At 42.0% G+C, this 15,516-nt stretch carries 13 protein-coding genes; 3 read left to right on the top strand and 10 right to left on the bottom strand.

Going from position 1 to position 15,516, the window contains the following annotated elements; genetic code table 11:
* Positions 1 to 255: 255 nt before the first annotated feature.
* The 9 genes from QZ169_RS06795 to uvrC all read right to left on the bottom strand — a co-directional run bounded on the left by QZ169_RS06795 (position 256) and on the right by uvrC (position 8,778).
* Complete coding sequence (locus QZ169_RS06795) at positions 256 to 546, bottom strand: cupin domain-containing protein (protein ID WP_002906439.1); 291 nt, start codon at positions 544 to 546, stop codon at positions 256 to 258.
* A 29-nt stretch (positions 547 to 575) separates the two neighbouring features.
* Positions 576 to 1,316 carry an LD-carboxypeptidase LdcB/DacB gene (gene ldcB / locus QZ169_RS06790; RefSeq protein ID WP_295505631.1) on the bottom strand — a complete coding sequence of 247 codons (741 nt, stop codon included), beginning with the start codon at positions 1,314 to 1,316 and terminating at the stop codon, positions 576 to 578.
* Positions 1,317 to 1,658: 342 nt separating this feature from the next.
* Positions 1,659 to 1,973 (bottom strand): rhodanese-like domain-containing protein, encoded by a 315-nt coding sequence (locus QZ169_RS06785; RefSeq protein WP_295505629.1) that lies wholly within the window; start codon positions 1,971 to 1,973, stop codon positions 1,659 to 1,661.
* A complete protein-coding gene (locus QZ169_RS06780) occupies positions 1,966 to 2,928 on the bottom strand; it encodes a zinc-binding alcohol dehydrogenase family protein (protein WP_295505628.1) in 963 nt (320 codons plus the stop codon). The genes QZ169_RS06785 and QZ169_RS06780 overlap by 8 nt, the downstream gene beginning before the upstream one ends.
* Before the next feature lie 249 nt (positions 2,929 to 3,177).
* Positions 3,178 to 3,666 carry a prolyl-tRNA synthetase associated domain-containing protein gene (locus QZ169_RS06775; protein ID WP_295505626.1) on the bottom strand — a complete coding sequence of 163 codons (489 nt, stop codon included), beginning with the start codon at positions 3,664 to 3,666 and terminating at the stop codon, positions 3,178 to 3,180.
* Positions 3,667 to 3,678: 12 nt separating this feature from the next.
* A complete protein-coding gene (locus QZ169_RS06770) occupies positions 3,679 to 4,263 on the bottom strand; it encodes a uracil-DNA glycosylase family protein (RefSeq protein ID WP_295505624.1) in 585 nt (194 codons plus the stop codon).
* 53 nt (positions 4,264 to 4,316) lie between these two features.
* The gene (pepV, locus tag QZ169_RS06765; RefSeq protein ID WP_295505597.1) at positions 4,317 to 5,723 is read right to left on the bottom strand and encodes a dipeptidase PepV; all 1,407 of its coding nucleotides are present in this window, start codon (positions 5,721 to 5,723) and stop codon (positions 4,317 to 4,319) included.
* Positions 5,724 to 5,792: 69 nt separating this feature from the next.
* Complete coding sequence (locus QZ169_RS06760) at positions 5,793 to 6,398, bottom strand: nitroreductase family protein (protein WP_295505593.1); 606 nt, start codon at positions 6,396 to 6,398, stop codon at positions 5,793 to 5,795.
* 544 nt (positions 6,399 to 6,942) lie between these two features.
* Positions 6,943 to 8,778: an excinuclease ABC subunit UvrC gene (uvrC, locus tag QZ169_RS06755; RefSeq protein ID WP_295505590.1), complete on the bottom strand. Its 1,836-nt coding sequence runs from the start codon at positions 8,776 to 8,778 to the stop codon at positions 6,943 to 6,945.
* A gap of 364 nt (positions 8,779 to 9,142) precedes the next feature.
* Here uvrC and QZ169_RS06750 point away from each other — a divergent pair, with 364 nt between their 5' ends.
* From QZ169_RS06750 to QZ169_RS06740, 3 genes are all read left to right on the top strand, one after another.
* Positions 9,143 to 10,399 (top strand): extracellular solute-binding protein, encoded by a 1,257-nt coding sequence (locus QZ169_RS06750; protein WP_009659491.1) that lies wholly within the window; start codon positions 9,143 to 9,145, stop codon positions 10,397 to 10,399.
* Positions 10,400 to 10,480: 81 nt separating this feature from the next.
* A complete protein-coding gene (locus tag QZ169_RS06745) occupies positions 10,481 to 11,839 on the top strand; it encodes a carbohydrate ABC transporter permease (RefSeq protein ID WP_295505587.1) in 1,359 nt (452 codons plus the stop codon).
* The gene (locus tag QZ169_RS06740; protein ID WP_002897450.1) at positions 11,839 to 12,675 is read left to right on the top strand and encodes a sugar ABC transporter permease; all 837 of its coding nucleotides are present in this window, start codon (positions 11,839 to 11,841) and stop codon (positions 12,673 to 12,675) included. The genes QZ169_RS06745 and QZ169_RS06740 overlap by 1 nt, the downstream gene beginning before the upstream one ends.
* 136 nt (positions 12,676 to 12,811) lie before the next feature.
* Here the strand turns inward: QZ169_RS06740 and QZ169_RS06735 are convergent, their stop codons facing one another.
* Positions 12,812 to 15,373: a CAP domain-containing protein gene (locus QZ169_RS06735; RefSeq protein ID WP_295505584.1), complete on the bottom strand. Its 2,562-nt coding sequence runs from the start codon at positions 15,371 to 15,373 to the stop codon at positions 12,812 to 12,814.
* Between the last annotated feature and the right edge of the window lie 143 nt (positions 15,374 to 15,516).

The following is a 15,516-nucleotide window of genomic DNA, read 5'->3' as shown; positions in this document are numbered from 1 at the left end:
GGTTTACACTATGTAAATTATTTTTATTACTTATTTATAAAAACTCCTCGCCCTATCATTCCGATTTTTATATTTAAGTTTATTTTAAGCTTATATTAAGCCTTTTTTAAGCTTTTCTTAAGTTTGTTTTAAGAATCAAAGAATCTGTTTGAATTTTTCTTGCTTGTGGGTTTTTATTTACAGAAATGAATAAGTGTTAAAAAGTAGTAAAAAATACTAGAAGCATTTATTCCAGCTTCTAGTATTTTGAATTTATTAATATTTTAGTTGTTTGATAACCAAGAGGTGGCTATCTTCCTCCCCGACCAAGCTGTGTGGCTCATTGGGCTCCATCGTTAAAAAGGAACCTGCCACTAACCGAACGGTTTGTTCTCCGGCAGAAAAGCTTACATTTCCTGATAAACAAACAACTGTTACTAGTGCATCAGCACTGTGCTCTGGTACTTCTTTTCCTTTGGCAAGATGCAGATGATGGATGATTCTGCCTTCTTCTTGAACAGGTGTTTCTGCAAAATCATTATTGGGATTGGTAACAAAAAATTTCATTTTCTTCCTCCTTCTAATGGATGATGTGACTACTGATCTTCATAGCCTCCACCGGTAATGCCGAAATATTCTTCTAAAGATTTGCCTGATTGAGCAATTTCCTTGGCTTCTTGACCAATATAGCGCAGATGCCAGCTTTCAGGCATATAGCCAGTTGAACCTTCCTTACCCTCTAGATAGCGAACGATAAAACCGTACTTATAGGCGTTATCTAGAAGCCACTGACTTGCTCCGGCTTCTTGTACGAGATTACCATTCTTGTCAATCAAGTCAAATGCCAAACCAGTCTGGTGCTCGCTGTAGCCTGGCCGAGCAGAGTAGCGATCCGCAGCGGCTTTGCCGTCCTGATTGACATAGTTTTGATAGAGCTCGGTCTGAGTATCATAGCTGCGAAAACCACTGTATTGGTCGCTGATAGCATAGCCTTGTGCCTGCATGTCTGCAATCAGTTTGAGCAATTCTGCTTTAGCAGTCGCATTCTCACCTGGGTTATAGGAAGCAGACAAAGGGTAGTGTTTGTTGACAACGAGAATCTCATCATATTTCCCTTTGACACTGTAGTAGCTTCCGTTATAAGAAACATTTTCGTCAATATTTTTGACTTCTTCTGCCTTGTTTTCTGCTACTTGACTAGAAACCGATTTTTCCTGAGACACAGAAGAATTAGGCTGATTACCGCCAGTACTGCTGTTATTACTCTTACTGTTCGTAGAACAAGCTGCAAGACTGAAAACAGCCACGCTTAGAAGTAATATTTTCTTGTATTTCATAATGATCATAATCACCTTCCAATTGAAAAAAATTAAGACTGATCTGAACTCGTATTACCCACTCAACGACTTTTAGCCAACATTAATTACCAAGTTTTTTATTCTAAAAAGTCAGAAATTCGAGACTAGTTTGCTTTTTAATCCCAAATCGTTCTAACCAACTGCGTTTAAACAAATTCTTCTTACTTTAGTTGGGAAGAACTTTGTTTTTTTAGAAATATCTAAGCCAATCTTGTTTTGACATAAAATATCTCCTATCTATAAATTATTATACTACTATAGTATACAAAAAAAGGGCCGGAAATTCAATCCATTCCGGCATTTGCTCTTCTTAATCGCTTGTCATAACGTCAATTTAGCAGGAAAAGCTTCCACTCCTCCTTCGACATTGATTACTTGGTAACCTTTGGCTTCCAAAAATTCGCAGGCACGCGCTGAACGGCCTCCTTTTTGGCAGATGATATGGTAGGGGATTTGTTTATCTAATTGCTCATAGTTCTCCGGTAGGCTGCTGAGAGGCAGATTCTGAGCTCCAGAGACATGTCCAGCTGTAAATTCGTCCACCTCGCGGACATCAATCAACTGCAGTTCTTCTGCCTGCAACTTGTCATATAAATCTTTCGCACTAATTTTTTGCATCATTTTTCTCCTATTCATTCATAATCACAATTTTTCCAAAACCTGCCGTCCCCTCTATAAAAGCATGAGCTTTGGGCACTTGCTCTAGGGAAAAGACACGCCTTGGTGTAACATTGACCTGGTAGCGGTCAATATAGTCAAATAATTCATTCATCAAGTCTTGACTCACATGAGCAGAGTGAAAACTTGTCAGAAAACTGTTATTTCTAATTTCCTCAATTGGGTTGAAACCATTCAACTCCCACTGACCTCCTAAGAGTCCAGTCACACAGATAATCCCCCCCTCAGCGATATGGTCAAAAGAATCCTTGACAGTTACCGGACCGACCAACTCAAGGATTTTATCAAACTTATCCTCTGTTTCCAGTCGGCCATCCTGGTCTATAATGATATCGTCGTAGGCTTGGTGCTTGAGTAGAAACTGTTTGGAACCACTATTGACCGATCCGACGATATGTGTGTCTGGAAACTGTGCCTTGACCAGACGAGCAAAGGCCAAACCGACACCGCTAGTAGCAGCTCGGACTAAAATCTTGTCATTGGGCTCAATACACAGATTTTTCATAGAGCCTAGAGCAGTATAATAGGTCTCTGGCACTGCTGCCAACTCTGTCCAGGTCAGGTTGGTCTCGACTGTATAAATTTGGTCGTTCGGCAGGAGGACATACTCAGCATAAGAACCGTCAAAAGCTCGCCCCATTTCACCCATGATGGAAACCACTTTCTGGTCAATCTCTAAATCTGACCGAGTCGTCTCGGCAACATGGCCAACACACTCAATGCCTAAAATTCGAGGGAAGGTGACACTAGGAGATAAACCCTCGCGAGTAAAAATCTCCGAGTGGTTAATTCCAAATCCTCTAACCTTGACTAAGGTCCAGCCTTCTTGAAGTTGTGGAATCGGTCTTTCTTCCAGCAGAAGCTTTTCTGGGCCACCCGCTTCGTAAATGACTATAGCTTTCATCGTTTCCATAGAATCACCTCGCTTTCTACAAAGTTTAGCATTCTAAGCTTAGACTTTTCAAAACATCAGTCAGATACTCCAGCAAGATCTAATAGTTCTTTGACAAAATCATTGGCTGGCTGTTGGAGAATCTCCTGAGAGGAAGCAAGTTGCTGGATACGTCCTTCATCCAAGTTCAGAATATAGGGACAAGACGCTCGGTTTGACAACCTGAGAGAGCAGCTGGATAGTACTACTCTATCTCAGCAAAACAGCTTACTAAAGCTCCAGCACTTGGTAAGAGTAGCCCAAAACTTTCAGGAACTTAAACAAATCTGTTGTAGAGACAAAGATAGTTTTTTCATTGGTATTAGGATGGAAAGTCATGATATCCTCTGATACAATGTCCCTATCAAAATAAACTTGAATGTCCTTCTCCTCATTGTTAAGCAGACCAAAAGGCGATACCGTTCCTGCTGGTAGGTTCATTTTCTCAGCCAAGGAGTCCAATGAGGCCATGCGAATCCTATCGGCTCCCACTTGAACTTTAAAGTCATCCATATCCAATCGTTTCTTGTCGTCCATGATGAGCAGATAGTACTGAGTTTTCTTCCTGTTGGTCAAAAACATGGACTTAGTCCGGCCTCCTTCCATGCCTTCAATATAGCTATCTGCCTGCTCTGTCGTAAATGCAGGTGGGTGCTCCACCACATCAAAGGTGATTCCCAACTCTTGCAACTTGGTAGCTACTTGTTGATAAGCATCCATAGTTTTTCCCCTTTATTGATGAATAATCTTTTGTACCAGCGCTTGCAAGTCTGGTACAACCTGCTCTGCAAACCAAGGATTTTTAGCCATCCAGATTTGGTTGCGAGGCGATGGGTGAACCAAAGGAAAAAAATCAGGCAGGTAGTCTTGATAATGTTGAACCGTCTCGGTCAGCTTGACGCTTCCTTTTTGATGCAGATAGTATTTCTGCGCATACTGACCAATCAAAATAGTCAGCTCAATATCTGGCAAAAGCTCTAAAATCGGCTGATGCCACTTATCTGCAAAGCCCTTACGAGGTGGTAAATCTCCAGACTTTCCATGCCCTGGGAAATAAAAATCCATGGGCAAAACCGCAAAGTATCCAGAATTATAAAATGTCTCTTCATCGACACCAAGCCATTTTCTAAGACGGTCACCACTCTTGTCCTTCCAGTAAAGCCCTGCCTGCTGAGTTTTCAGCCCCGGCGCTTGACCAACAATGTTAATCCGAGCATTCTTAGGTGCCGCAAAAAGCGGCTTGATTCCCTGCTTCGTAAATTCTTGATTTTCTGAATCAGCCATGATGGCCTTGGCAATATCCTCTATTTTTTGCATGACAGCTCCTTGCAAAGAAACTCATCCAGCAAGACCAAACGAGTTCTTCTTTTTTATTTGATTAGCTCGTAGATAGCCTCCGCGTAAATGGCCGCAGCACGGAAAAGGTCATCTACATCTGTAAATTCATTGGCTTGGTGCATAGTGTTGACATAGTCGGGGAACATTGCGCCAAAAGCTACACCGCGCTTCAAAAGACGACCAAAGGTTCCACCACCAATGACTTGCTCATGTCCTTTGAGACCTGTTTGTTTTTCGTAAACACTCAAAAGAGTTGCTACCAATTCATCATCTACTGGGACATAGTGCGGAGTGTGTCCGTGCTCAGATAGGCTTACTGACACAACACCAGCAACTTTTTCAAGACTGGCCTGAATCGTTTTCGGATCAGTTCCTTGCGGGTAACGGATGTTCAGAGCAATGGTATTGTAAGCCTCGGCACTGTCAAAATGGAAGACACCAGCATTCATGCTGAGAGCACCCATTTTAGCATCTGTATAAGCGATTCCTAACTTCTCACCTGTAAAGTCCTCGTGAAGAACTTGAGCCGCAACTTCCAGATAAGCCTTGGCGTCACCAGCAAAGTCAAATTGGTTGAGGAAGAGAGCTAAATAAGTTGCTCCGTTGATACCATCCTCTGGTGTAGAACCATGAGCAGACTTCCCAATGACTGTCACTTCAAAAGCGTCGCCATTTTCTTTTAGACTAGCTGAAACCTTGTGGGCAGCAGCAAAGTCTTGTAATTTCTTATCCAACTCCTCTGCATCAACTGCTGCAGTAAAAATAGCTGTCGCTGATTCTGGCACCATATTCTCGCGAAGTCCACCTGTGAGGCTCTTGAGTTTAAAGCTGCCATCATTACTGTTACCAAAGTGGAGATATTCTGTGATATTTCCTTTTTCACCATTAATGATTGGAAATTCTGCATCTGGTGAGAAACCAAAGTCTGGTTCAGGCAGACCAACATGCTTGAAATAATAGTCCATGTCTTGCCAACCAGATTCCTCATCAGTCCCCACCACAAAGCGCACACGCTTCGATATTGGCAATCCCAAGTCTTTGATGATTTTCAAACCATAGTAACAAGCCATGGTTGGACCTTTATCATCAGATGAACCACGCGCATATAGCTTACCATCAATGATTCCAGGTTTGTAAGGATCTGTATTCCAGCCACTTCCGGCAGGAACCACATCCATGTGGGCAAAAATCCCTAGTTCTTCTTGACCCTCACCAAAAGTAAAGTGACCAGCGTAATTGTCTACATTCTTGGTTTCATATCCATCGCGCTCAGCGATTTCTAAAAACTTATGTAAGGCATGAACAGGTCCAGGTCCAAAAGGATGCTCCTTGTCCGCCTTGGAGTCATCCCGCTCTGAGTTAATTTCCAAAAGGCTGAACAGATCGGCCAAGAGAGCTTCTCTGCGTTTTTCAACTTCTGCTTTAAAATCAATTGTCATTATTTCACCCCAATTTCCAATTCGATTTAAATCATTTCAACTATGAATTAAATCGTAAACGCGTTTATATCAACGTTTCTCAATGATTTCATCAACTGGCAAACGATAACTAGGTTCTAGTTTTTCAACAGTATAACCAACAGTAATCAAGAGTTCCGGACGGAAACGCTCATCAATTTCCAAAACCTCATTAACCTTAGATTTATCGAAGCCTAAGATGATGTTAGATCCGATATCTTGGTCAGTCAGAGCCAGAACAAGATTCATAGCTACCAGACCAGCATTGAGAGCTAAATAATCACTCTTTTGCTGTTCACTATAGCGAGCAAACTCAGCTGGCAGATTTTGCATATAGAATTGGAGCTGCTCATCAGAGAAATTCTTAACTCCAGCAACACGCGCAATCTTGCGAGCCCGCTTGGTCAAATCTGTATCAGTAAAGAGGGCAATGGTCACTGGCGCTTCCTTAATCTGGTCCACATTTCCACCAAAAGCTGTCTCTGCTAGAGCCTGATTACGCTCCCGCACCACAACGAACTTCCATGGCTGGCTATTGTGGGCACTGGGTGCCAACGTTGCAATTTCAATGGCTGTGCGAACATCCTTTGGATCCACAGGTTTGTCATTGAAATGCTTGGTCGCATGACGCTTTTTATTGAGTTCTAGAAATTTCATAAGTCGCATCCTTTTCTAAATATACTAGCTTCATTTTATCATATTTTGTAAGAGTTTGCAGGAGTTTTTCATTCTCTTAAAAATAAGGATATCAACCCTTGCCACTTGATAAGATTATTCCGTCGCAAAGGTTTCGTTTTCTCCATTCTGGCTACTTGAATCTCTTAAGCCCTTTATTAAACCGCTATTACTAGAGCTTCTTCCTTACTCAAAGACATTCTTAAAGTTTTGATTTTTCATAGATGTCTCAAGTATCGGTTTAGATTTTCATTTTTCAGATGTTTAACTAATTATTTGATTAAGTTATTATATTCAAATCTTTCCCAGAAATTCCATCAAAGAAAATTGGATTTAATGTCGGTTTTAATTTTTTCAGTTTTAAATTTTTGAATTCTCGTTATTTCGGGTTGAAAAGAGATGTTCCCATTCAAAAATTTCCTTCTGATAATTTTATCATAGACATCTTTTACAAGATCTTCCCATTCCTGAGATAAAGAATTTGCATAAGCTGCTTCTGCATCTAATAAATACCTACAAATTAATTTCAATCTATATCTAAAATTGGCTCCGCCACCTCTCGCAACTGTGCCTGTTCCTGCTCCTGAGTTTTCGGATTCAACTTCTCCCACACTGCTTCTGCCACTGTTCGTGGTACGCCGACTTCGACGATTTGGTCAACACTGGCTTCTTTAATCTTGGTTAGAGATTTGAAGTGTTTCATAAGATTTTGCTTGCGTTTTGGTCCCAAGCCTTCAATGCCATCCAGCTGCGATGAGAAGGAATTTTTAGACCGGAGCTGGCGGTGGAAGGTAATGGCGAAGCGGTGGACCTCATCTTGGATACGCTGAAGCAGGAAAAATTCCTGCGAATTCCGGGATAATTCTACAACCTGCAGAGGGTCACCAAAGAGCAATTCATGGGTCTGGTGCTTGTCATTTTTTTGCAGTCCAGCGATGGGAATATCCAATCCCAACTGCTCCTGAATAACTTCTTTAGCGACATTGACCTGACCCTGTCCACCGTCAATGACAATCAAATCAGGCGGAGTCAGTCCATCTCGAATCACCCGACTATAGCGCCGCTTGATGACCTCACGCATACTTGCGTAGTCATCGGGTCCTACCACAGTCTTAATCTTATACTTGCGATAGTCTTTCTTGCTGGGCTTGCCATTGACAAAGACCACCATAGCTGATACTGGACTGGTCCCCATGATGTTGGAGTTATCAAAAGACTCAATGCGAACTGGCGTTGGAATGTTAAGAAGCTGCCCTAGATTCTCAATAGCACCTTGGGTCTTTTCAATAGATTTCTCCAAAAGGTCAAATTTCTGCTGGAGACTGACTCGGGCATTTTTGATAGCCAGATTGACCAACTGCTTCTTCTCGCCTCGCTGGGGCTTAAGCACCTTGGTATCCACCATGGCTCGGACAGCTTCTTCGTCAATATCTGCCGGAATCAAAATTTCATTGGGCTTGAGGTGGGATTTTTCCTGATAGAACTGGCCGATATAGGTCAAAAAATCCTCATCAGGATCATTGTAATAAGGAAAAAGATTGACATCACGCTCAATTAGCTTGCCCTGGCGGACAAAGAAAACCTGTACGCACATCCAGCCCTTATCTACATAGTAACCAAAGACATCCCGATTCTGTAAATCCTTAGCCATAACCCGCTGCTTGGTTCGCAGCGTGCCAATGGACTGAATCAAGTCGCGGTACTCAGCTGCTTTTTCAAACTCCATAGCTTGCGCAGCGCCAGCCATTTTCCCCCGTAAATCCTCAATAATCTGGTCATCTTGTCCTTTGAGAAAAGCCGCGACCTCCTGAGCCAGCTCTTTGAAATACTGGCTGTCTACCTGACAAATAGTGTGGGCCTTGCACTGTCCCAGATGGTAGTAAAAGCAGACCTTTTCAGGCGGATTGGTACACTTACGAAAAGGAAAGAGCCGATCTAAGAGACGCTTGATTTCATTGGCCGCACCAACATCGGGGTAAGGACCAAAATAAAGTCCGCCGTCCTTTTTGACTTGGCGCGTGATAATCAGGCGCGGATAGGTCTCATTGGTAATTTTAATAAAAGGATAGGACTTATCGTCCTTGAGCATGATATTGTACTTGGGCTTGTTTTCCTTGATTAGATTGATTTCCAGAAGCAAAGCCTCAATGTTAGACTCAGTGACAATAAACTCAAAATCCTCAATCTCAGAAACCAGAGCCTCCGTTTTGGTATCATGACTGCCACGGAAATAAGAACGAACACGATTGCGAAGGTTCTTTGCTTTGCCGACATAGATAATGGTACCGTTTTTGTCTTTGTGAATGTAACAGCCGGGACTGGTCGGCAGCAGTTCCAGCTTTGATTGGATTAGCTTGTTCATAGGTCTATTATAGCAGAAAAGGGAAGCATTCAACAGGTAGACACTAGATTACTAGAAAATCATAAGTTTGATTCCTTCCATAGTTAATGCTGAACTATAACCTGTTTTTAAATCTTCTTTCAAGTACCGAAAATCTATTTCAAAAGAAACATGATTCTCTACATAATAAAGCGTTTTCTAAGTAAAAATCAAGCAAGCGATTGCACAGCCATTTTAATAGGCTTTGATTAAATAAACAGAAATAAAATAGAAAAATTTTAGAAAAATTAATATATTTTTAAAAAAATTTCAAAAAAAGACTTGACAAAAATTGCAAACGGTTGCATAATAGAATTGTAAATAAAAATTCCGGGAGGAAATAGGAATGAAAACATGGAAAAAAGTAGTATTGGGCAGTGTCAGCTTGCTGGCTGCAGGAACGCTGTTAGCAGCTTGTAGCTCGAATAGCAGCAAGGAGAGCTCTTCTTCTAAAGCCGATAGCAAGACCTTGAAACTTTGGGTACCAACTGGTGCTAAAGATTCTTACTCTGATACAGTTAGCAAGTTCGAGAAAGAATCAGGCTACAAGGTTGACGTAGTCGAAATGGAAGATCCAAACGCTCAGGAAAATCTGACAAAAGATGCTAGTACTGCTGCCGATGTTTTCTCTCTGCCACATGACCAACTTGGTAAATTAGTTGAAGCTGGAGCTATTCAAGAAGTTCCTTCTAAAATGGCAGAAGAAGTCAAGAAGAACGATACTGAACAAGCAGCAATTGGTGCTCAATACAAAGGCAAAACTTATGCTTTCCCATACGGTATCGAATCACAAGTAACCTACTATAACAAATCAAAGCTTTCCGCTGATGATGTTAAGTCTTATGAAACCATCACTTCTAAAGCTAAATTTGGTGGAAACTTGAAAGAGGCTAATGGATACATCACTGCTCCACTCTTCCTTTCTGTTGGCGACACTCTCTTTGGTAAAGATGGTGAGCAAGTAGACGGAACAAACTGGGGTAACGAAGCCGGTGTGAACGTTCTGAAGTTCATCGCAGCTCAAAAGAATAACAGCGGTTTTGTAAACGTAGATGCTTCTAACCTTCTTGCTAAATTTGAAGATGGTTCAGTTGACGCTTTCCAATCAGGTCCATGGGACTACGCAGCTGCTGAAAAAGCTGTCGGCAAAGACAACCTTGGTATCTCTGTTTACCCAACTGTTAACATCGGTGGACAAGACGTTCAACAAAAAGCCTTCCTCGGTGTAAAACTTTACGCAGTTAACCAAACACCTTCAAACGGCGACACTGACCGTATCGCTGCAAGCTACAAACTGGCTCAAGTGCTTACTAGCAAAGAAAGCCAAGAAAACCAATTCAAGTTTGAAGGACGTCACATCATCCCAGCTAACAAAGAAGTACAAGAGTCTGAAGATGTGAAGAAAGATGCATTGGCACAAGCTGTTATCACAATGGGTTCTTCTGATACCTACACAACAGTTATGCCTAAACTTAGCCAAATGTCTGTCTTCTGGACTGAAAGTGCTGCAATCCTCAGCGATGCTTACAACGGTAAATTTGGTGAAGATCAATACCTCGCAAAATTACAACAGTTTGATAAAGATTTAGCAGCAGCTAAATAATACTCAAGCAAATTTAAATAAGCATTGAAGTGAGGGGGGCAGCCTCCTCACTTCTTTCTTTGTAAATATAAGGAGAATACTATGACTCAGTCATCTTATGACAATGCATCCATGGTTCAGGTCTTTAAAGAGGGAACCTGGGATGTCAAACTCTCTTTTCTGATAATGGGGCTGAGCAACCTCGTACATAAACAGTTCATCAAGGGGCTGCTCTTCCTCTTCTCAGAAATTGCTTTCCTGATTGCTTTTGCAGTTCAAATCATACCAGCTATTGGCGGCATGATTACATTGGGGACTCAAGAGCAGGGAGAGGCTATCAAAAAAGTTAATGGCTTGGAAATCACTGTTCAAGTAGCGGGTGACAACTCTATGCTGATGCTGATTTTTGGACTTGCTTCTCTTATCTTCTGTGCAGTCTTCGCCTACATCTACTGGTGTAACCTGAAAAGTGCTCGTCACTTGATGGCTCTCAAACAGTCAGGCCAGAAGATTCCCAACTTCGTTGAGGACTTCAAGACGCTTGCTGACGGCCGCTTTCACATGGGCCTAATGAGCATCCCTCTTATCGGAGTACTGCTCTTTACCATCCTGCCTCTGATCTATATGATCTGTTTGGCCTTTACTAACTTTGACCATAAGCATCCAGCTCCTAAATCACTCTTTGACTGGGTTGGCTTCTCTAGTTTTGGTGATGTTTTCTCAGGTCGTATGGCTAGCACCTTCTTCCCACTTTTAGGCTGGACCTTGATTTGGGCGGTTGCTGCAACAGCTACTACTTTCTTCTTCGGTATCGTTTTAGCTCTCTTGCTCAATACCAAAGGCCTCAAGTACAAGAAAGTTTGGCGCACGCTCTTCGTTATCACTATTGCTGTGCCGCAATTCGTATCCCTGCTCTTGATGCGCAACTTCCTGAATGACAATGGACCTTTGAACGGATTATTGCAAAGCCTCCATCTCATTCAGCATCCAATTCCATTCTTGAGTGACCCTGTTTGGGCTAAGTTCTCAATCATCCTTGTCAATATGTGGATTGGTATTCCATTTACCATGCTGGTAGCGACTGGGATTATCATGAACCTACCTAGCGAGCAAATCGAAGCCGCTGAGATTGATGGAGCTAGCAAGCTTCAAATCTTCAGGAGCATTACTTTCCCTCAAATTCTCTTGATTATGGCGCCATCACTCATCCAGCAGTTTATCGGGAACATCAACAACTTCAACGTTATCTACTTCCTGACAGGCGGTGGACCTACTAACTCTTCCTACTATCAGGCTGGCTCAACTGACCTCTTGGTTACCTGGCTCTATAAACTGACCGTTTCTGCCAAGGACTACAATCTGGCATCTGTTATCGGTATCCTGATCTTTGCAATCTCTGCAGCCTTCAGTCTCTTAGCCTATACTAGATCCGCATCATTCAAGGAAGGAACTGCTAAATAATGAAAAATAGAAAAAAACTCAGTTTATTAGGGATTTATGTCTTACTGGCTGTTTTAGCACTCATCTGGCTAACGCCGATTATCTGGATTTTTCTGACCAGCTTCCGTGGTGAAGGTTCTAATGCAGTCCCTTACTTCTTCCCTAAGACTTATACTCTTGACAACTATATCAGACTGTTTAATAACAACACTTATCCTTTTGTTCAGTGGTTTATGAATACCCTGATTGTTGCGACAGCAACTTGTATCCTGTCTACTTTGATTACTGTGGGTATGGCTTACTCACTCAGCCGTATCAAATTCAAGCATAAAAACCGTTTCCTCAAGCTGGCTTTGGTTCTTAACATGTTCCCAGGCTTCATGTCTATGATTGCGGTTTACTACATCTTGAAAGCACTCAATTTGACACAAACCCTGACATCACTGATTCTGGTTTATTCAGCTGGAGCAGCTCTAGGCTTCTATATTGCTAAAGGTTTCTTTGATACTATCCCATATTCTTTGGACGAATCCGCTATGATCGACGGAGCGACCCGCTTCCAAATCTTCCGGACTATTACATTGCCGCTTTCAAAACCGATTATCGTTTATACAGCGCTTATGGCTTTCATGGGACCTTGGGTTGACTTCATCTTTGCCTCTGTCATCCTAGGCGATGTCAAGGAAAAATACACAGTTGCTTTAGGACTTTTCCAAATGCTTAATAAGGACGCCATCAATAAATGGTTCTTGCCTTTTACATCTGGAGCGATTATCATCGCTATCCCAATCACTCTTCTCTTCATCTTCATGCAGAAATACTACGTAGAAGGTGTAACAGGCGGCGCAGTCAAATAGAATCTATTATGTATATTGAAAACTTCCGACAGTTAATATCGGAAGTTTTTATCTTTCTTTTTATATTAGATTGTTTAATTGCTGTAGACACCAAAAAATGAGTCTGGAAATTATTCCAGGCTCATTTTGTATTTCTTTAATTATAATCTTCATCTCTGCGACGGCGCTTGTTGGTTCCCAAAAAGGCCGCTGCACCAAGTGCCATACCAAAAATTGCTAGGCGTTCTGCTTCTGAACCAGTATTTGGCAGAATAGCAGGAACTGTTGGAGCCTTATCAGCTGTCGTAGCCACACTAGCTAGCTGAGCTGCAGGATTTACAACAAAATCAGTAAATGCACCACCACCTGCCGCTTGAACAGCGCCTGTAGTTGCTCCTTTGACTTCACGAGTGTTTGCATGAACTTCTGCAGTCTTAGCATCTGAATCTTTCTTAGCTTCATCCTCTGCACCTGGACCAGCAGCTCCGCCTTTTACAGCTGTTAGAGTCTGTTTATCTTCACCTGAGCGATAGTTGCTATTCAGAGCATTTCCATACAGGAGAGATGCTTGATTCAAGATATTCAAGAGAGTTTCATAATTCGCTTGAAGACTGTTGTAGGATTCCTCAAGAACAGCTAAAGTTGCAGTCTCTTGATTTAAGATTGCTTGTTTAGCTTCATAATCAAGCTGCGCTTCTGCCAACTCCCGCTCTGCTTCTGCAAGTAACTGAGGAGCATTTTGAAGGTCAATAACTTTCTTTTTAGCTGCTGCTAATGTCTTTTGAGCAGACAGCAAGTCCTCTTGAGCAGTTGTCAAATTAGCTTTCGCGGCTTCTTGAGCTGACTGAAGTTCTGCCAACTTATCTTTAGCTGCTGCTAGAACTGCCTGAGCATTGCTCAAGTTAGTCTGATAAGGTGCTAGGTTTGCTGCAATCTTAGCTGTCGCTCTGTCAAGAGCTTCCTGCTTAAGGGCAACATTTTGCTTGGTCAAAGCTAGATTATTTTCAGCAGTTGCTACTTTCTGACGAGCTGCTTCAACTGCTGCAATTTGAGCTGCCGCTGCCTTTTGAGCATCAGCTAATTGAGCATTGAGGATATTGATAGCTGATTCCTGACCAACTTTTTGAGCCTTGAGTTCAGCCAATTGATTCTTAAGTGCTGTAACATTAGCGTTAGAACCTGCAGAACGACCACCACCAGCACGTAATAACTGCTCCATAGCCGCAACAGTCAGCAAAGTACCATTATTAACACGTTGGTCAAAGTTGCTAATATGATGGAAACCAACTTCGGATGTACCATGAGGTGTGCCAAATCGGTTTTGATGTTTATCATAAGCCGCCGAGATAGCATTAGCTTTATTGTCCATCATCTGAACATAGTGACCAATCTGAGCAAATACACCAGATCCAACTCTCGTATAGATAGCATTAGCATCAATCTGAGTTTCATCAGTAGGCAGTCCATATTGCGCCGCAATCCGTTGATAGAGTTCTTTTTCACTGTGCCAGAAATTGACAGCTCCTTGTGGGTCATAGCTAATCGCCACATTTTCGTTACCAATCAGCTTGCCCATGTGCCAGTTATTGCGCTCAAAGTAGATAGTCTGAATCTGGCTAGCCACATTCGCATACGGATCAACCAACAACTCTTGTAAGCCAGCATTACGACGGTAAGCATTAATAGCCTTCACCAACTCTAAAGCTTGAAGGTTATTTTCTAGACTAGCTGGACTGGTTGGGTCAGAATTAACTGAAATACCAAATTCATTTTGACCGCGTTGGTAAACAGCAAGTGCATTGTTAGCAGCATCACGAATTTCCTGATTAGCCCCATTGTTACGGACGTTTTCTAAAAATTGAGAATATATCGTATTGCGAAGGTCAACAGGAGCTGTTGCTGCTGCTTTCTCAGCAGCAGGAATCTGTCCTTCAAGAGAGCTGATAGCTTGATTGGTTTGACCCAAAGATTCCTTTGCCTGATTGATTTTATTCTGGATTTCAGCCTGCACTTGTGGAGCAGAAGACGCTGCTTGTTCTGCCTTTGTCAGTTCAGACTTTGCATTGTCTAAAGCAGTCTGTGCTTGACTTTGCTGACTCTTAGCAGTTGCTACAGCTTGCTCTTCTGAGTTAAGTGGTGTTTTAGCTTGTTTCAATTCAGTCTCTGCAACATCTACCAGAGATTGACTCGCTTTAATAGTATTAGCTTGATCTTTAACAGCTTGGTCAGCCTTGGCAGCTTTAGCCGCTGCTTCTCGAACAGCAACGTCTTTCGTGCTAACCTCTTGCTCTGCTGTTTTTGCTTCTGTCTCCGCTTTAGCAACATTTTCTTCTGTTGCTTCTGCCTGTATTTCTTTAGCAGTCTCAACAGCAGCTTCAGCCACTTTCACGCTAGTTTTTGCATCTTCAGCTTCTGTTTTAGCAGTATCTACTATCGATCTTTGCTCATCGAGTTTAGCTTTGGCAGCTTCAGCATTTTCTTGGGCAACCGCTACATCTGCTGCTGTCACTGGTTTTCCAGTTACCTCAGTCGCTTGTGGAGCTGTTATAGTTGATTCAACCAACTCATCCGCATGCACTTGATGGGTCAGTCCACCAGAAATAATAGTTGTAGCCGCGATACCAGTCGCTACAACAGACTTGCCTATTTTCTTTTCCATAATCAATCTCCTTTTTATAATCTCACATACTATAATTAACCTGGGTATAGCAGCCCGCATAGTAATATACTATCACAAAACGCTAGTATTAACTAGTAGCAAACGTATCCTTTTAATAGTTTTTTTATTACATTTTAGTTACAAAAATGTTTTATTATAAAAATAAGCTGGTTTTTCCAACAAAAATGAGCATTTCTGTATCG

This window comes from uncultured Streptococcus sp. (assembly GCF_905372115.1).
Classification (GTDB): Bacteria; Bacillota; Bacilli; order Lactobacillales; family Streptococcaceae; genus Streptococcus.
Note: the sequence above shows the minus strand (reverse complement) of the source record. Positions and strands in the feature narration are given on the sequence as shown.